This is a genomic window from Streptomyces sp. NPDC058985 (genome assembly GCF_042740985.1).
GTDB lineage: Bacteria > Actinomycetota > Actinomycetes > Streptomycetales > Streptomycetaceae > Streptomyces.
Genome location: NZ_JBHYJX010000025.1, coordinates 26,423 through 43,411, shown reverse-complemented (window position 1 = coordinate 43,411; position 16,989 = coordinate 26,423). Strand labels below are relative to the sequence as shown.

Annotated in this window: 19 protein-coding genes; 9 read left to right on the top strand and 10 right to left on the bottom strand. The window is 72.3% G+C overall.

The features are described 5' to 3' along the window. Window positions 1–14 precede the first annotated feature (14 nt). The gene (locus tag ACFW01_RS22140; RefSeq protein WP_384505814.1) at window positions 15–941 is read left to right on the top strand and encodes an SDR family oxidoreductase; all 927 of its coding nucleotides are present in this window, start codon (window positions 15–17) and stop codon (window positions 939–941) included. Here the strand turns inward: ACFW01_RS22140 and ACFW01_RS22135 are convergent. Then, on the bottom strand, window positions 925–1,464 hold the full coding sequence (locus ACFW01_RS22135) for a hypothetical protein (protein WP_384505811.1): 540 nt from the start codon (window positions 1,462–1,464) through the stop codon (window positions 925–927). The two genes, ACFW01_RS22140 and ACFW01_RS22135, sit on opposite strands and share 17 nt — an antisense overlap. Window positions 1,465–1,513: 49 nt before the next feature. Between ACFW01_RS22135 and ACFW01_RS22130 the strand changes: the two genes are divergently transcribed. After that, window positions 1,514–2,314 carry an SDR family NAD(P)-dependent oxidoreductase gene (locus ACFW01_RS22130; protein ID WP_384505808.1) on the top strand — a complete coding sequence of 267 codons (801 nt, stop codon included), beginning with the start codon at window positions 1,514–1,516 and terminating at the stop codon, window positions 2,312–2,314. A 148-nt stretch (window positions 2,315–2,462) separates the two neighbouring features. Further along, window positions 2,463–3,158: a L,D-transpeptidase family protein gene (locus ACFW01_RS22125; RefSeq protein WP_384505805.1), complete on the top strand. Its 696-nt coding sequence runs from the start codon at window positions 2,463–2,465 to the stop codon at window positions 3,156–3,158. Window positions 3,159–3,189: 31 nt separating this feature from the next. On the opposite strand, the gene ACFW01_RS22120 is transcribed toward ACFW01_RS22125, so the two are convergent. From ACFW01_RS22120 to ACFW01_RS22105, 4 genes are read right to left on the bottom strand one after another with little or no spacing between them, the layout of a single operon-like run. After that, the gene (locus tag ACFW01_RS22120) at window positions 3,190–4,392 is read right to left on the bottom strand and encodes a Gfo/Idh/MocA family protein (protein ID WP_384505802.1); all 1,203 of its coding nucleotides are present in this window, start codon (window positions 4,390–4,392) and stop codon (window positions 3,190–3,192) included. 14 nt (window positions 4,393–4,406) lie between these two features. Then, window positions 4,407–5,750 carry an ABC transporter substrate-binding protein gene (locus ACFW01_RS22115; RefSeq protein ID WP_384505799.1) on the bottom strand — a complete coding sequence of 448 codons (1,344 nt, stop codon included), beginning with the start codon at window positions 5,748–5,750 and terminating at the stop codon, window positions 4,407–4,409. A 10-nt stretch (window positions 5,751–5,760) separates the two neighbouring features. After that, a complete protein-coding gene (locus ACFW01_RS22110) occupies window positions 5,761–6,723 on the bottom strand; it encodes a carbohydrate ABC transporter permease (RefSeq protein ID WP_384505796.1) in 963 nt (320 codons plus the stop codon). Window positions 6,724–6,739: 16 nt separating this feature from the next. Then, window positions 6,740–7,639 carry a carbohydrate ABC transporter permease gene (locus ACFW01_RS22105; RefSeq protein ID WP_384505793.1) on the bottom strand — a complete coding sequence of 300 codons (900 nt, stop codon included), beginning with the start codon at window positions 7,637–7,639 and terminating at the stop codon, window positions 6,740–6,742. A gap of 164 nt (window positions 7,640–7,803) precedes the next feature. Here ACFW01_RS22105 and ACFW01_RS22100 point away from each other — a divergent pair, with 164 nt between their 5' ends. Further along, a complete protein-coding gene (locus tag ACFW01_RS22100) occupies window positions 7,804–8,967 on the top strand; it encodes an ROK family transcriptional regulator (RefSeq protein WP_234955928.1) in 1,164 nt (387 codons plus the stop codon). Between the two features lie 150 nt (window positions 8,968–9,117). After that, complete coding sequence (locus ACFW01_RS22095; RefSeq protein ID WP_384505790.1) at window positions 9,118–9,303, top strand: hypothetical protein; 186 nt, start codon at window positions 9,118–9,120, stop codon at window positions 9,301–9,303. Window positions 9,304–9,387: 84 nt separating this feature from the next. On the opposite strand, the gene ACFW01_RS22090 is transcribed toward ACFW01_RS22095, so the two are convergent. Next, window positions 9,388–10,749 carry a S1 family peptidase gene (locus ACFW01_RS22090; protein ID WP_234955932.1) on the bottom strand — a complete coding sequence of 454 codons (1,362 nt, stop codon included), beginning with the start codon at window positions 10,747–10,749 and terminating at the stop codon, window positions 9,388–9,390. Between the two features lie 153 nt (window positions 10,750–10,902). Between ACFW01_RS22090 and ACFW01_RS22085 the strand changes: the two genes are divergently transcribed. Both ACFW01_RS22085 and ACFW01_RS22080 read left to right on the top strand, forming a co-directional pair. Beyond that, window positions 10,903–12,081, top strand: coding sequence for an aminotransferase class I/II-fold pyridoxal phosphate-dependent enzyme (locus ACFW01_RS22085; RefSeq protein ID WP_234955934.1), 1,179 nt, complete (start codon window positions 10,903–10,905; stop codon window positions 12,079–12,081). Window positions 12,082–12,136: 55 nt separating this feature from the next. Then, window positions 12,137–12,532 carry a PPOX class F420-dependent oxidoreductase gene (locus ACFW01_RS22080; RefSeq protein WP_234955936.1) on the top strand — a complete coding sequence of 132 codons (396 nt, stop codon included), beginning with the start codon at window positions 12,137–12,139 and terminating at the stop codon, window positions 12,530–12,532. 7 nt (window positions 12,533–12,539) lie between these two features. Here the strand turns inward: ACFW01_RS22080 and ACFW01_RS22075 are convergent, their stop codons facing one another. Together ACFW01_RS22075 and ACFW01_RS22070 are read right to left on the bottom strand one after the other, a co-directional pair. Then, window positions 12,540–12,953, bottom strand: coding sequence for a Zn-ribbon domain-containing OB-fold protein (locus ACFW01_RS22075; RefSeq protein WP_125491774.1), 414 nt, complete (start codon window positions 12,951–12,953; stop codon window positions 12,540–12,542). 137 nt (window positions 12,954–13,090) lie between these two features. Continuing rightward, a complete protein-coding gene (locus tag ACFW01_RS22070) occupies window positions 13,091–13,837 on the bottom strand; it encodes a TetR family transcriptional regulator (protein WP_234955938.1) in 747 nt (248 codons plus the stop codon). 128 nt (window positions 13,838–13,965) lie between these two features. Between ACFW01_RS22070 and ACFW01_RS22065 the strand changes: the two genes are divergently transcribed. Both ACFW01_RS22065 and ACFW01_RS22060 read left to right on the top strand, forming a co-directional pair. Further along, on the top strand, window positions 13,966–14,826 hold the full coding sequence (locus tag ACFW01_RS22065) for a hypothetical protein (protein ID WP_384505784.1): 861 nt from the start codon (window positions 13,966–13,968) through the stop codon (window positions 14,824–14,826). A gap of 10 nt (window positions 14,827–14,836) precedes the next feature. Then, a complete protein-coding gene (locus ACFW01_RS22060) occupies window positions 14,837–15,331 on the top strand; it encodes a flavin reductase family protein (protein WP_384505781.1) in 495 nt (164 codons plus the stop codon). Window positions 15,332–15,344: 13 nt separating this feature from the next. Here the strand turns inward: ACFW01_RS22060 and ACFW01_RS22055 are convergent, their stop codons facing one another. Together ACFW01_RS22055 and ACFW01_RS22050 are read right to left on the bottom strand one after the other, a co-directional pair. Further along, complete coding sequence (locus ACFW01_RS22055; RefSeq protein ID WP_185832296.1) at window positions 15,345–15,728, bottom strand: hypothetical protein; 384 nt, start codon at window positions 15,726–15,728, stop codon at window positions 15,345–15,347. A gap of 339 nt (window positions 15,729–16,067) precedes the next feature. Then, window positions 16,068–16,985 (bottom strand): MurR/RpiR family transcriptional regulator, encoded by a 918-nt coding sequence (locus tag ACFW01_RS22050; RefSeq protein WP_161328879.1) that lies wholly within the window; start codon window positions 16,983–16,985, stop codon window positions 16,068–16,070. Between the last annotated feature and the right edge of the window lie 4 nt (window positions 16,986–16,989).

The following is a 16,989-nucleotide window of genomic DNA, read 5'->3' as shown; positions in this document are numbered from 1 at the left end:
ACGGGAAGCCGGACATGGCACAGCAACCGAAAAGGCCGCTGACGGACAGGGTCGCCCTCGTCGCGGGAGCCACCCGGGGCGCCGGACGCGGCATCGCCGTAGAACTGGGCGCGGCCGGTGCCACCGTCTACGTCACCGGCCGCAGCACCCGCGCCCGGCGCTCGGAGTACGACCGGCCCGAGACCATCGAGGACACCGCCGACCTGGTCACCGAGGCCGGCGGGCACGGCATCGCGGTCCCCGCCGACCACCTCGAACCGGAGCAGGTCGCCCGGCTCGTCGACCGCATCGCCCGCGAGCAGGCCCGCCTCGACATCCTGGTCAACGACATCTGGGGCGGCGAGAACCTCTTCGAGTGGGACAGCCCCGTGTGGGAGCACGACCTCGACAAGGGGCTGCGGCTGCTGCGCCTCGCGGTCGAGACGCACGCCGTCACCAGCCACCACGCCCTGCCCCTGCTGCTGCGCGGTTCGGGCGGACTGGTCGTCGAGGTCACCGACGGCACCGACGACTACAACCGCGAGCACTACCGCAACTCCTTCTTCTACGACCTGGCCAAGACGTCCGTCCTGCGGATGGCCTTCGCCCTCGGCCACGAACTCGGACCGCGCGGCGCCACCGCCGTGGCGCTGACCCCGGGCTGGCTGCGCTCCGAGATCATGCTCGACCACTTCGGCGTACGCGAGGACAACTGGCGCGACGCCCTCGACCGCGTCCCGCACTTCGCCATCTCCGAGACGCCCCGCTACGTGGGCCGGGCCGTGGCCGCGCTGGCCGCCGACCCGGACGTGGCGCGGTTCAACGGCCGCTCCCTCTCCAGCGGGGGGCTCGCCCGGGAGTACGGCTTCACCGACCTCGACGGCAGCCGCCCGGACGCCTGGCGCTACCTCGTCGAGGTCCAGGACGCCGGCCGTCCTGCCGACGTCACCGGGTACCGTTGACGGGCGGCAGCGCCCACCGGGCGCCGTGCCCCGGCGGCAGGGCCAGATCCGCACGCACCGCCGCGTAGTAGTCCTCCCGCGCGGCCCGGTGCCGCTCCAGCAGGGCCTGCCAGGCGGCGGGGTCACGCGTCTCCTCGCGCAGGAATCGCTCCATGTCGAGCACCGCGACGACCCACACCCGCGCCTTCTCCACCACCTGCCTGCTGCCCAGCAGGAGCAGCGCCTCCCCGGCGGGATCCCGCGACACCGCCGCCTCGGCCTGCGCGGCGGCGGCGTCGCGCGGGTCGAGGGGGTGCGGGTGCGGGTCGTTGCCGAGGTGGGCGGCTATCCGGTAGGCCAGCGTGACCGAGGTCTTCAGGACCCGCGCGTAGTCGGCGTACACCGCCAGCCTGCGCTCCTCCCAGCGGGCCTCGGTCTCCCGCCGCAGCCGGGCCCGGTCACTGCGGACCACGGCGAGATACGAACCGAGCGCGCCGATCACGACACCCAGGAGCGCGGGGAGTTGCTGCAGAAATGCGGACATGGCGGCACGGTAGCCGCCCGGTGATCGTCCCGGCACTACGGTCGGGCCCATGACGGACATCAGGCGTTTCACGGACCACGGAGTACTCGTCACCGGCGCCGCCCGGGGCATCGGCGCGGCCACCGCACGCCGGCTGGCCACCGAGGGGGCGAAGGTGCTGCTGACTGACATCGACCTGCCCGCGGCCCGGCGCACGGCGGACACGCTGACCGAACAGGGGCTCAGCGCCGAGGCGTTCGCCTGCGACGTCGGCGACCGGGCGTCCGTCGAAGCGGCCGTCGCGCACGCCGTGGACACCTTCGGGGCACTCGACGTCCTGGTCAACAACGCCTACGCCTGCACCCCCGACGCCCCGCTCTTCGAGGACGAACCCGACGAGGTCTGGGCCCGCGACCTCGACGTGACCCTCACCGGCGCCTACCGCTGCTGCCGGGCCGCGCTGCCCCACCTGGCGGCCACCGGACGGGGCGCGATCGTGAGCGTCGGCTCGGTCAACGGCGTCCAGGACTTCGGCAACCACGCCTACAGCGCCGCCAAGGCCGGCCTCGGCTCGCTGACCCGCACCCTCGCCGGACACGCCGCCGCGCGAGGCGTCCGCGTCAACCTCGTGACGCCCGGCACGGTGCGCACCACGGCCTGGGAGGGCCGGGACGAGGAACTGGCGGCGGTACGGGACCTGTACCCGCTGGGCCGCGTCGGCGAGCCGGAGGACATCGCGGCGGCCGTCGCCTTCCTGGCCTCGCGCGACGCGTCGTGGATCACCGGCACCACGCTGGCGGTCGACGGCGGTCTGACCGCGGTCAACACGGGGTTCCGGCAGGCCATGCGGGCGTGGGGCGGGACGGACTGACCGATGGCGGAAACCCGGTGGCGTTTGTCACGCTTTCGTGGCGAGTGGGCTTGGCAGGGCAACCGGAACGGCCCGGCGGCTGTCTATCAGGCCGGGGGACGCACCACCGCGGCCTCCCACCACCTCACCGCTTCGCGAAAGGCCGGCCATGGGGGACATACGCAGACGAGCAGTCGTCGCACTCGGGATCACCGCGCTGGTGGCACCGCTCACGCTCGTGCTCACGGCCGCGCCGGCCCAGGCCGCGAGCTGCACCGCGACGACGGGTCCGTACCAGAAGAAGGTGGAGAAGTTCCTCGGCCGCACGGCCGACGGCAAGCAGTCCACCGCCGACTGCCAGGCCATCCGGGCCTTCCAGACCAAGCACGGCATCACGCCGAACGCCGGCTACGCGGGACCCATCACGTGGGGCGTGATGGACCTGATGACGAAGCAGAAGGCCGTCGGCAAGAACCCGAACAAATCCGGCAAATGCCCGGTCAACAAGGGGCGTATCGCCTGCGTCGACCTCACCCTCCAGCTCAGCTGGATCCAGGACGGCAAGAAGCTGGTCTACGGCCCGGTGCCGGTCCGCACCGGCCGCAACGGCTACGAGACCCGCACCGGCCTGAAGAAGGTCTACTGGCGCAACCTCAACCACCACTCGACCATCTACGACGTGCCGATGCCCTACAGCCAGTTCTTCGACGGCGGCCAGGCCTTCCACTCCGTCGGCGTCAGCGTGTGGAGCCCGCCGGGCTCGCACGGCTGCGTCAACATGACGAAGACCGACGCCAAGAAGTACTGGTCGCTGCTGAAGAAGAACGACGACGTCTACGTGTACGGCCGCAAGCCGGGCACCTGAGACCGACGGGCACCCGGCTCGCGCGACGGTCTCACGGCCGGGGCGCGTCCCCGAAGTCTGGGATCTCCAGCCTGACCCCGCCCTGCCGCGCGGACTCGTGCGCGACGATGCCCGGCAGGGTGTAGCGGGCGGCGACCCACGCGTTCACGGACGGCAGGGTCCGCGCGTTCACGGCGGTCACGAAGTCGTCCACCAGGAAGTGGTGGCTACCCTCGTGGCCGTTGTGCAGGTGGTCGAAGGCCCGGGGCAGCCGCGCCCGGTCGTGCACCGGTGCCGAACCCGAGGTGAAGGCGGCCCGCAGCTCCGGCGCGATGTGCTGGAGCGAGGGGTCGTCCGGCGCCATGGTCGGCTTGGGCTCCAGCAGCTCGCTGATGTCCTCGACCCCGGTCTTGTCCTGCCACAGCGCCACGGTCGCCAGCTGCTCCATGCTCGCCTCCGTGCCGAAGAACCGGAAACGGGACTCCCGGATGTGCGAGGGGTAGCCGACCCGGCGGAACTCGTTGGTGCGGAACGACCCGCCGCCGGCCACCTCGAACAGCGCCGTCGCGTTGGACACGTCGTTGTCGAACCGGCTGACCGACCGGTCGAAGACGCCGTCGCCGCGCTCGTCCACCACACCGAGCGCCGAGACGCTCACCGCGTGCGTCCCCCACGCCCCCAGCACCCCGCCCACCGAGTGCGTCGGGTACAGCAGCGGCGGATAGCTGGCGGTGGCCTTCCACTCCTCGCCGCCGCTGTACTGGTACGCCTCGTAGAAGCCCAGGTCCATGTCGTGGACGTAGTCGCCCTCGGCGTAGAAGAGCCGACCGAAGGCCCCCTCGGCGATCTTGTTGCGGGCGTGCACGGTGGCCGGGTTGTACTGGCTGGTCTCACCCATCATGTACGTCAGCCCGGTCGCCTTGACCGCGTCGATGATCTCCGCGATCTCCTGCGTACTGATCGCCATGGGGACCGCCGAGTACACGTGCTTGCCCGCGCCCAGGCCCTGGAGGACCAGCGGGCCGTGCGTCCAGCGCTGGGTGAAGACCGCGACGGCGTCGACCGCCGGGGACTCCAGCATCGCCTCGTAGCCGGGGAAGGTGCCGGCGAGGCCTTCGGCGGCGGCGAGCCGCTCGGCCCGCTCCGGCAGCAGGTCGGTGACGTACACGTCGCGCACACCTGGGTGGGCCAGGAACAGCCTGGCGAACTGGCCGGAGAACTGGCCGGCACCGACGATGCCGAGGGAGAACGTCATGGATGGCGTGCCCTTCACTGGTCGAGGATGAGATTGATCTGGTCGTTGGTCGCGTCGAGGCTGCCGACCGGCTTGCCGCCGCCGTAGATGTCCTGCATGGCGGGTTGCATGAGGGCCAGCACGTCCGCGGCGTTGTCCGTGATCGGGTAGGTGAAGGTCCGGAAGTCCTCCCTGTCGTCCACGGGCCGCGTGAAGGCCGACACGTCGACGCCCTTCTTCCGGTACGCCGCGACGGCCGCGTCGGTGCCCTCCGGGGTGGCCGGGAAGACGATGCCGTACCGGCCCACGGTGCGCTGGCACTCCTCGGAGGCCAGGTACTTCACCCATTTCAGGGCGCCCGGCTTGTTGCGGGCGTTCTTGGTGACGGAGTCGGCGAGGCCGTTCATCATCGTGGCCCGCTCGCCGGTCGGGCCGGCCGGGTTGACGGCGGTGGCGATGTCCATGTCCTGGAGGCCGGCGTACGTCGAGATCATCCACGCCCCGTCGAAGGCCGTCGCCGCCCGGCCCGCGGCCACCTGCGCGTTGGCCGGGTTGGACTTGGAGCTGTAGTCGCTCAGCGGGGCCATGTAGCCCTTGTCCGCCAGCCCGAAGTACCAGTCCACGACCGACTGGAAGGTGGCGTCGTCGTACCGGTACTCGGTGCCCCACCGCTCCTTGTCGGTGTAGGTCCAGCCCGCGGACGCGGCGAAGTGGCTCCAGGTGGTCTGGCCGTCGCCGTCCCCGCCGCCGCCCGAGGCGAGGCCGTAGACCTTGACGTTGTCCTTGTCGAAGCCGGGTTCGTCGCCCCGCCTGCCCCGCTCGTCCACGGTCAGGTGCGCGACGGCCTTCTCGAAGGTGCCGCCGTCCTCGGGGTTCCAGGAGAGCCCGTTCAGCTCGTCGGCGCTCAGTCCGGCGTCCTTCGCCATCCCCTCGTTGTAGAAGAGGGCGACGGTGTCCCAGTCCTTCGGGGCGCCGTAGCGGTGGCCGTCCCGGCCGAGCCAGCCGGCGGCCAGGCCGGGCTGGTAGTCGGCGTCCTCGATGCCGAGGCCGTCCAGCGGTTCCAGCACCTCCAGGTCGGCGAACTGGCCGAACTTCTGGACGTGGTCGGTGAAGACGTCCGGCTGAGTGCCGGCGATGAGGCTCGCGGTGAGCTTGGTCCAGTAGTCGTCCCAGCCCATCTGCGTGATCCTCACGTCCAGACCCGGGTGGCGCCGCTCGAAGTCCTTCGCGCACGCCTGGTACGCGGGCAGCTGGTTGGCGTCCCACAGCCAGTAGGTGACCGTGTTCCCGGAGTCCCCGGTGGAGCCGCCCCGCGCGCAGCCGCTCACCAGGGACAGCGCCAGCGCCCCGGTCAGCGCCGCGACCGTACGAAATCGCATGCCCGTCCCCTCACTTGATGCCGGTGAAGCCGATGGTGCTGACGATGCGGCGAGCGAAGACGCCGAAGAGCAGCAGCATCGGCAGTGCCGCGATGAGCGTGGCCGCCATCAGCCCGGACCAGTCGGTGCCGCTCTGCGGGTTCTGGGCGCGGAAGACGGCCAGCGCCACGGTCAGCACGCGTGAGCTGTCGCTGTAGGAGATCATCAGCGGCCAGAAGTAGTCGTTCCAGGACGTGATGTACGTCAGGACGGACAGCGTCAGGACGGGTGTCGACGCCATCGGCAGCAGGACCCGGAAGAAGACCCGCACCTTGCCCGCGCCGTCCAGCAGGGCCGCCTCCTCGACCTCCCGGGGGACGTTCATGAAGAACTGCCGCAGGAAGAACACCGCGAAGGGCGTCATGAACATCGTCGGCAGGGCGATGCCCAGCAGCGAGTCCACCAGGCCGAGTTCCTTGATGAGTACGAAGTTCGGCAGCAGCGTGAAGATGGCCGGCACCATCAGCCCGGCCAGGAACAGGGCGAACACCGTGTCCCGGCCCCGCCAGCGCAGCCGGGCGAAGGCGTAGGCGGCCATCGCGGAGAAGAGGATCTGGCAGACGGTGATCAGCGTCGAGACGAGTACCGAGTTGAGCAGGTAACGCCAGAACTTGAGCCCGCCGCCCGCGCCGCCCTGCGCGATCGCCTCCTCGGCGGACTGCAGGCCCAGGGCTCTTTCGAAGCCGCCGGTGGTCGGGTCGACGGGCAGCGGGTCGGCCGGGTGCGCGGCCAGTCCCGTGTTGGTGGACAGCGCGGTGCGCAGGATCCAGTAGAACGGCAGCACGGTGATGAGCACGATCGCGGCCATCACCGTCCAGGCCACGATCCGCCCGGGGGAGAGGCGGCGCCCCTCGCGCCGTGCCGTCGCCGGGCCGGCCGCGGGGGCCGTCCGGGTCACCGGGGGCGGGCCGGCCACGGAGGTCGTCTCGGTCATCTCGGTCTCCCCCCGGTCAGCCGAGGTCGGTCTGTCCGGCCCGGGTGAGCCGGTACTGGACGAAGGTGATGGCGCTCAGCACGACGAGCAGCGCCACGGACATGGCCGAGGCGTAGCCGAACTGGAAGCGGCCGAAGGCGGCGCCGTAGATGTAGTACTGGAGCACGTTGGTGGCGTTCGCCGGGCCGCCGGCGGTGGTCACGGCGACCGTGTCGAAGACCTGGAACGAGCCGATCACCGTCATGATCAGGACGACCGCGAGGACCGGCCGCAGCAGCGGCATCGTGATCCGCCGGAACATCCGCCACTCGCTCGCGCCGTCCACCTTCGCGGCCTCGTACATGTCGTTGGGGATGGCCTGCAGCCCCGCGAACAGCAGCAGCGCCGTGTAGCCCACGTGCCGCCACACGTTGATCAGGGCGATGACCGGGACCGCCCAGGTCTCGTCGGCCAGGAACGGGATGCGCTCCAGACCCAGGCCCGCGACGATCTCGTTGCCGATGCCGAGCCGGGTGTCCAGGATCCACAGCCAGACGACGCCGGCCACCACGTTGGACATCAGGTACGGCGTGAGCACGATCCCGCGCAGCACCGGGGACTGCGTCAGCCGCTGGAGCAGGACGGCGATGGCCAGGGCCGAGACCGTCTGCACCCCGATGTTGACGACCACGTAGACGACGGTCACCCGCAGCGAGTCCCAGAAGATGGGGTCGTGGACCATCCGCACGTAGTTGTCCAGGCCCACCCACTGAGCGGGAGTCAGCAGGTTGAAGCTGGTGAAGCTCAGACAGACGCCGCGCAGGGTCGGCCAGAGGAGGAAGACCACGAAGCCCAGGAGCGCCGGTGCGACGAACAGGGCGGCGAGGCGTCCGTCACCCCGTGGGCGGGACGGCGGACTGTTGGAGACGACGGTCATCGGGGGACTCCCTCGCAGGGGCGGCGGCTCGTCCTGGTGCCACATACTTTTGGGGCGGAAGAATTAAGCCGTCAAGGGGCGTGCAAACATCTTCTCCGAGCCGGAGGTCCGGTCGTAGTCTGGCCATGTTGTTTCCGGTACGGAAAAAAAGAGGTTCGATCTTCATGGCCGCAGCCGCTTCCAGCTGGCCCCCGCTGAGCCCCGGTGAGCGTTCCGTGGCGATCGAGGTGCTCGTGCACGGCCCGCTGTCCCGGACCGAGATCGCCCGGCGGCTGGGTCTGTCGCCCGGCAGTCTCACCCGGCTGACCAAGCCGCTCATCGAGTCGGGACTGCTGGTGGAGGTCCCCGAGGCGGGCGGGATGGCCGAGGTGCGGCAGGGCCGCCCGTCCCAGCCGCTCGACGTGGTCGCGGACTCCCGCTACTTCGTCGGCTTCAAGATCACCCAGGACATGGTGTACGGCGTCGTGACCACCCTCCGCAGTGAGATCGTCGCCCGGCACGACCGGCCGCTGACCACCCGCGATCCCGGCGAGGTCGCCGCGCTGCTGGCCCGGATGACCGACGAGCTGTCGCGCGGGCGCCCCGGGGTCGCCGGGATCGGCATCGGGGTCGGCGGACTCGTCGAGGACCGTGCCGTGGTCGGCGAGTCACCCTTCCTGGGCTGGCGGGGCGTGCCGCTCGCCGCGCTCGTCGAGGAGCGGACCGGGCTGCCGGTCGTCGTGGAGAACGACACGGCCGCCTTCGTGGAGGCCGAGACCTGGTTCGGGGCGGGGCGCGGTCTGGACCGGTTCGTCGTCCTCACCATCGGCGCCGGCATCGGCTACGGTCTCGTGCTCGGCGGCAGGCGGGTGCCGTACGCGGGGGACGAGGACCGGGGCTTCGGGCGCCACTGGATCGTCGACCCGCACGGCCCGCTCACCCCCGACGGGCGGCGCGGCAGCGCGGTGTCGCTGCTGACCATCCCCAACATCCGCTACCAGGTCAGGGCGGCCACCGGACATGACCTGACCTGGGAGGAGATCCTCGCGGCCGCCGCCGCCGAGGAGCCCATGGCCGCCCGGGTGACCGAGGAGGCCGGACGCGCCCTGGGCACCCTGGTGGCCCAGATCGCCAACTTCGTGATGCCGCAGAAGATCCTGCTCGCGGGGGAGGGGGTGGGGCTGATGGACGTGGCCGGAAAGGTGGTCGGGGACGCCGTCCGCGACAACCGGCACCCGCAGGCCGCACCGGTCGCCCTGGAGACCAAGGTGTCCGACTTCCACGACTGGGCGCGCGGCGCGGCCGTCCTGGCCATCCAGGTGCTGGTGCTGGGGGCCGCGCCGGCCTGAAGTCGGCGCCCGTGTGCGGTGGAACACACGCGGCGGTAACGAACTCGCAGGTGGGCCTTGACAGATGAGTCGTACGACGTGACCAGCAACACGGTCCGATATGTCCGTTTGGCTCGCGATTACTCACATCGTCTTCACGTCCGTCGCCGTATGCTTCACACCATGTCCACCACTGTTGAACCCTCCTCCGAGCGATCGGCTGCCGAGGTCAACGAGGAGATCCGGGCCCTGTGGCTCCGGTCGGGCGGGACACTGAGCGTCGAGCAGCGCGCGGAGTACCAGCGGCTCGTCATGGAGTGGGCCAGCGCGGCCCCGGAGGCCGCGAAGGCCGCCTGACCGCCGTCCGGGCCTCCTCGGCACATCGGCGTCCCCGGCCCGCGGCGTCCGCCCCACGCGGACGCCCTTCTCGTCGCCTCCGGCTCAGCCCCACGTCGCCGAGTAGTGCCGCCGGTACGCCTTGCGGTCCGCCTCGGCACGGATCCACCGCGTGGCCACCAGGGCCATGAGACTGCCCGCCACGACCAGCAGACCCGGGCCCACGTTGCGTCGGTCCGTCAGCCGGGCGAGCAGCGTCGAGCCCTCGACGCCCGTCACGGGAGCCTCCGCCCCTGGTGCCGCGGCGCCGGGAGCACCGCCACCGGCGGCCGGCGCCGAGGGCGCGGCGCCCGGCCCGGACCCCTGCTGCCCGGCGACGATCAGGCGGACCCCGAGCGACTCCATGGCCTCCGGCAGCGGCTGGAAGAACGTCGTACCGCCCTTCGCGCAGTCGCCGTTGCCGCCCGAGGTCACTCCCAGCGCGACGCCCTCGGAGAACATCGGCCCACCGCTGTCCCCGGGTTCGGCGCACACATCGGTCTCGATCAGCCCGGTGACCGTGCCCTCCGGATAGTTGACCGTCGCGTCCAGCGCCGTGACCTGCCCGTCCCGCAGCCCGCTGGTGGAGCCGCTGCGGAACACCCGCTGTCCGACGGCCGGTTCACCGGTGCCCGTGATCCGCACTCCCTTGCCGTCGCCCACCGCCACCACGTCGGCGCCGTCGCCCGCCTTGCCGTTCGCGTACTCCACCAGGGAGAAGTCGTCCCCGGGGAAGCTGCCCGCGACGGTCTTGCCGACCTGCCGGTCACCTCCGCCGTCACGGAACCAGACCGACCCCGTCGGCCCGCAGTGACCGGCGGTCAGGATGAACTCGCTGCGCCCGTCGGTCACGTTGAACCCCGCCGAACAGCGTCCCGCCGTGGACAGGATCGGCACCGCGCCGTTCAGACGCGTGGTGAACTCGCCGTCGGTGCGCTCCATGCGGACGAAGCCGCCGATGCCCTCCGCCACCCCCGTCAGCCGCGACCAGTCCGACGTGGAGACGGTGCGGTCACCTCGGACCACCACCTCGTTCGACCGGTAGTCGAGCGCCCACGCCGTGCCCGGCACCCGGGGCGCCGAACGCAGCGTCGAGGTCGCCGACCTCAGCTCCGACATGCTGTGCCGCACGACCTTCGCCCCGGCCCCGGCCCGCCGCACGGTCTCCGCCGTGCGCTCGTCGGTGACCGCGACGACCGGCCGCCCGTCGGCACCGACCCAGTGGCCCGCCGTGCGCTCGTCGCCCAGCTCCGACACCAGGCCGGCGCCGGCGCCGGACGCCGTCTGCGCCAGGGTGCGCGGCGCCGCCGGCACGTCGGGCGGCTCGCTCGCCACGGCCCGGGTGACCATGGTCCCCCCGACCAGCAGTCCGCCGACGGCCGCCAGCCGTGCCACTCGCCGGACCATGCGTCGTCGTGCGTGCCTCATGCGTGCGCTCCCGAACCCCGACACGCGGTGTCACCACCGCGGGGGCCTCCGGACGTCGAGCGCCCTCCTCCCATACGGGGACGGACACGCGGGTGTTCACCGCGCCCCCGGCCTTGTTTCCCCGCGCCGGCGTGGCGGCCTATCTTGTGCCCCATGACCCGCACCCCGCACGACCGGCCCGGTGACCCCGACCCCCTGCGCGCCCTCACCCTGGACCAGCTGCGCCGCCGTACGAGCATGAAGTGGCGTACCCACCCGGCGGACGTACTGCCGCTGTGGGTGGCCGAGATGGACGTGCCGCTCGCCCCCGCCGTCGTGCGTGCGGTCAACGGGGCCATGGAACTCGGCGACACCGGCTACCCCGCCGGCACCGCCTACGCGGAGGCCCTCGCGGACTTCGCCGGCAAGAGGTGGGGCTGGGACGGCCTGGCGGTGGAGCGCACGGCGATCGTGCCCGACGTGATGCTGGGCGTCGTCGAGATGCTCAAGCTCGTCACGGGGCCCGGCGACCCCGTGATCGTCAACCCGCCCGTGTACCCGCCGTTCTACCAGTTCGTCGGCCACCTGGACCGGCGGATCGTCGAGGCGCCGCTCGGCCCCGGCCTGCGGATCGACCTCGGGGCGCTGGAGGAGGCGTTCCGGCGGGCCGTGGCCGGTGGTGGGCGGGCCGCCTACCTGCTGTGCAGTCCGCACAACCCGACCGGCACCGTGCACACCGCCGACGAGCTGGCCGCCGTCGCCGCCCTCGCGGAGCGCCACGGCGTCCGGGTCGTCGCCGACGAGATCCACGCGCCGGTCGTCACGGGGGACGCGCGGTTCGTGCCCTACCTGAGCGTCCCCGGCGCCGGGCAGGGGCTCGCGCTGATGTCCGCGTCCAAGGGCTGGAACCTGGCCGGGCTCAAGGCGGCACTCGCCCTCGCCGGACCCGGCGCCGCCGCCGACCTGGCCCGGATGCCGGAGGAGGTCGGCCACGGCCCGAGCCACGTGGGCGTGCTCGCCCACACCGCCGCCCTGCGCGACGGCACCGACTGGCTGGACGCCGTGCTCGCGGGGCTCGACGAGAACCGGCGGCTGCTCACCGGCCTGCTCGCCGAGCAGCTGCCCGGGGTCGTCCACCGTGCCGGGGAGGCGACCTACCTGGCGTGGCTCGACTGCCGCGCGCTCGGCCTCGGCGACGACCCGGCGCGGGTCTTCCTCGACCGGGGCCGGGTGGCCCTCAGCTCCGGCATCCCCTTCGGTACCGGCGGAGCGGGACACCTGCGGCTCAACCTGGCGACCTCGCCGGAGGTGATCACGGAGGCGGTGCGGCGGATGCGGGCGGCCCTGGAGTGAAGGGGGGTGACGGGCGGACGGCGTGAACGGGGGCCTGGGCCTAGACTTCGGGACCATGGACGACGCGTCACTGGACCGGCTCGGCGCCGGCAAGTACCTGCTGGTCACCACCTACCGGAAGAACGGCACCCAGGTGGCCACCCCGGTGTGGGTCGTACGGGACGGCGACGCGCTCGGCGTCTGGACCGCCGCCGACTCCTGGAAGGTCAAGCGCGTGCGCAACCGCGCCGACGTGCTGATCGGTCCCTGCGACGTGCGCGGCCGGCCGACCGGCGAGCAGGTACCGGGGACGGCGGAGATCTGCGACGCGGCCACCACCGCCCGCTACCGCAAGCTGCTCGCCCGCAAGTACGGCGTCCTCGGCAGGCTCACCCTCTTCGGCAGCCGGCTGCGCCGAGGGCTGGACGGCACCCTGGGCATCCGCATCACGCCCGCCCCGCCCGGGCCCTGACCACCCCTCAGGTCCAGGCCCGGTACGGCTCGTCGACCAGCTGGAAGACCGGCTCGCCCCGCACCGGGTCCTTGGCCGTGGACAGGCGCACCCGGTCGCCGCTGTGGATGCCGATGAGCGGGCCCATGACACGGCCGCGCAGCACGAAGCCCTCGGCCATCTCTATCAGGGACACGTTGCGCGCGGCGGGGCTGTTGCGGTGCACCACCGTGGCGTGGCGCACCGTGCCCGTGCCCTCGCTGCGTTCGGTGCGCAGCTCACTGCCGCGGCAGACCGGGCACAGCACCCGGTGGTACATCGCGGTGCCGCACCAGGTGCAGCGCTGGAAGAAGACGGCCTCGGTGTCGGGCGCCTGCGGGTCGAGCACGCCCGTCGGGGAGCCGGCTGTCCGCTGAGCGACGTTTCCTGAGTGGTGGTACACGCTGGTCAACTCCCTGCACTCGGGCCGGAATCCCGCGTGCGCGGTCACCGGGCACGCGTGTGCGCGGCCGATCCGTGCCACCGTGCACGCGACGAGCGTATGGCACTCAGTGTCACTCGTAAAGGCACTCCGTACCCTCAATTGGGTGTGCGGTCGTCCGCGAAGGCCGTCTCGATCTCCCGGAGGACCTGCCACAGGGGTGTCCCGCGTCGCGCGGCCACGACCACCAGGTCCTCGGGCGACCCGCCCCGGGGCGCCGCCGGGACGTCGCCGAACGTGGACTGGGCGTAGCCCAGTGCGTGGTCCACCGCGGCGCCCGCGTCCTCCCGCCCGTCCGAACGGAGCCAGCTCCGCAGGGCGTTGTTGTGCGCCGCGACCACCGCGGCCGCGATCACGTCGGCGCGCAGGCGGCCGTCCGGCCGTCCGCCCAGCCGCCCGCGCAGATACTCGGCGAGGGCCCGCTCGTAGCGCCACACCACCGACAGCTCGTAGGCGCGCAACCCGGCGACCTGCTTGGTGAGGTGGTAGCGCTGCACCGAGAAGTCCGGGTTCTCGGCGTACATGCGCAGCACCAGACGGGCGGCGTCGCAGACTTGCCGCACCGGGTCGGCGTCCTCGGGCGAGGCCGCCAGGAAGTCCGTCATGTCGGCCAGGCAGCGCTCGTGGTCCGGGAAGACCACGTCCTCCTTGGACGGGAAGTAGCGGAAGAAGGACCGCCGTCCGACGCCGGCCAGGGCGACGATGTCGTCGACGGTGGTCTGTTCGTATCCGCGCTCCAGGAACAGCCGGAAGGCCGCCGCGACCAGCGCCTCCCGCATCGGCGGCCGGGCACCCGCCGCGTCCGTCCCGTCCCCGCGGCGGGGCGCCGCACTGCTGGTGCTCATGAGGGGGAACGTAGCAGTTCACCGCCGTGTATGGCACTGAGTGCAGCCGCGAGAGGGAACTGAGTGCGCTCGCCACCGGGCGGTCCCGGTCGCATACGATCACTTCCGATCAGCAACGAGGAGTCCGCATGCCGTCCGCCCGCCCCCGCCTCCTGTACGTCACCGACCTGGCCTACGAGGCACGCGGACGGCGCTACTGCGACGAGGACATCTTCCTGACCTCCCGGCTGCGCGAGGAGTTCGACCTGGCCCTGTGCCACCCGCGGGACGCCGCCGCGCTGCTGGACGCCTTCGACGCGGTCGTCGTCCGCAACAGCGGTCCGGTCCTCGGCCACAAGGCCGCGTACGACGCCTTCCGCGCGCGGGCCGCCGAGCGCGGAACCCTCGTCTACAACCAGCTCACCGGCCGGGCCGACATGGCCGGCAAGCAGTACCTGCTCGACCTGACCGCCGCCGGGCTCCCGGTCATCCCCACCGCCGACCGGGCCGAGGACCTGCACCTGCTGCCCGTCGCCGACGAGTACGTCGTCAAGCCCAGGCTGGGCGCGGACTCGGCGGGCCTGCGGATCGTGCCCGCGAGCCGGGTGCGCGAGGTGCTGGGCACCGGCGCCGGGGACCTGCTCGTCCAGCCGCGCGTGGACTTCGCGTACGAGGTCTCCTTCTACTTCGTCGACCACGACTTCCAGTACGCCCTGTACGCGCCGCGTCCCGAACGGCGCTGGCAACTGGAGCCGTACGACGCCACCGTGGCCGACCTCGACTTCGCGCGGCGGTTTATCGAGTGGAACGGCATCGACCACGGCGTCCAGCGCGTGGACGCCTGCCGGGCGCCCGGCGGTGAGCTGCTGCTGGTCGAACTGGAGGACCTCAATCCGTACCTGTCGCTCGACGCCCTGGACGAACCGGGCCGCGACGCGTTCACCGGCGCCCTGCGCACCGCCCTGCGGCGCCTCCTGGCGACCCGGCCCGCAGAGGCCGACAGCGCCTAGCATGGCGGCCATGGCCGCCATGGACGTCTTCCTGCACCGGCTCGATCCCGACATGTGCGTGGTGACGGCCGCGGCGGGCGGGGAGCGGGCGGGGTGCCTCGTCGGGTTCTCCTCGCAGTGCTCCATCGACCCCGTCCGGTACGTCGTGTGGCTCTCCGAGGTCAACCGGACCTACCGGGTGGCGTCGTCCGCCGACGTCCTGGCCGTGCATCTCCTCGCCCGCGACCAGCGCGGGACCGCCGAGCTGTTCGGCGGGCGGACCGGCGACGACGTCGACAAGTTCCGGGGCGTCCGCCGGCGCGAGGGGTACGGCGGTGCCGTCGTGCTGGAGGACGCCGAGGCGTGGTTCGTCGGGCGGGTGGTGGCGCGGGCACCCGGGGGCGACCACGTGGGCTTCGTCCTCGAACCGGTCGAGTGGGGCGGGCGCGAGACGTCCGCCGGGACGCCGCCGCTGCTGCGCCTCGACGACGCCCGCGCCATCCGCCCCGGCCACCCGGTGGACTGACCCGGGCGCGGGGTCAGCGTCCGGCGGAGCCCCGTTCGACCAGGGCCTCGGTGACGGCCCGCACGCTGCGCGCGATGTGCTGCAACTGGAGCACCTCCGCCGCGTACAGCTTGATGGTGTGCTCGATGACCCCCTCGTGCAGACCGAGCCGCGGCAGGTCCGCCCGCGCGGTCTGCAGCGCGGTGCGCGCCACCCGGATCTCGTGCTGCACCTGGATCTGGGCGTGGCGGGCGAGCAGCACGGGGTGCCGGATCAGCGCCGGATAACCGGCGTACCGGGCCGGCACCAGTTCGCGCAGCCACTTGGCCGCCGAGCGTTCCCAGTCGTAGCTGCCGGGGGCCTTGACCTGGCAGGGCCAGTCCGGGCTGATGCGCGTGGTCGTCAGGGGCATGATCATCGCTTCCGGGTGTGCGGCGTCGACGGGGTGGGCGACGGGTGGGGGCGGTCCCGGTCCAGGGGACGACCGGGACCGCCGCGGGCGCTCGCGCAGGCGATGCCCGACCGGAACATCCCGGTGCGCCGGAGCGGGTAGGAATCGGCGTCCGGAGATGTTCGCGGCAGGTGTGGACGCGGTCCGGGACGGCCGGGTCGCGATCCGTGAGCAGTATTTATATATGCCATCTGCTTTGCAAGACGTATGAAAACATTCATGCCTGCTTTGCCGTGGATGGCCCCCGAATGCGCCGACCAATCTCCACGCCGTCCCCTCCTTGAGGAGGCGACCCGCCCCCGCGGCTCAGTCCCGCAGGAAGAAGTGGTGCTGGTCGGCGACCTGCTCGTACTCCTCAAGACGCGCCTGCGTCCGTTCCGGATCGGCGTCGGTCATGGCCTGGAGCAGCGCCGCGCACATCACGCCCGGGGCCGCGTAGGAGTCGAAGACCAGCCGCGAGCCGGTGCCGGTGGCGAAGGTGACGTCGGCCTCGTCCACCACCGGGCCGAGCGCCAGGTCGGTGATCAGCGCCACCTTGAGCCCGGCACCGCGTGCCACGCGCACGGCGCCCAGGGTCTCGTGGGCGTGCCGGGGCATGGAGAACGCCAGCACCCAGGTGCCGCCCGCCTCCCGGGACTGGAGCAGGGCGTCGTAGGCGACGGTGCCGCCCCGGGTCACCAGGCGTACGTCGGGATGGACCCGGCGGGCCGCGTAGGCGAAGTACTCGGCGAGCGAGACGGAGATGCGCAGCCCGAGGACGGTCAGCGGCGCCGACGCGGCCAGCTTGCGACCGACGTCGATCACCCGGTCCGCGTCGGCGAAGTCGCGCCGCAGGTTCTCCAGGTTCTCGATCTCGGCGTCCACGGCCGCCTGCAGTTCGTTGCCCCGGTTCTCCTCGGCCGCGACCGTGCCCCGGCTGCCCAGCGCGATCGACTGGAGCCGCTCGCGCAGCGCCGGGTAGCCGCTGAAGCCGACCGCCGACGCGAACCGCGTCACCGAGGGCTGGCTCACCCCGACCCGGTCGGCGAGGTCGGTGATCGACAGGAACGCCGCCTCGTGCAGGTGCTCGATCAGGTACTGGGCGATGCGCCGCTGTCCCGGGGAGAGGCGGGGCCGGTCGAACAGCGTCCGGAGCCGGGAAGTGGGGGAGGCCGCCGCCTCCGGGGCCGCCCGTCCCGAGGTGATCGCCGATGCCTGTGCGCGTGCCTGCTGCGGCGATGGCACGGGT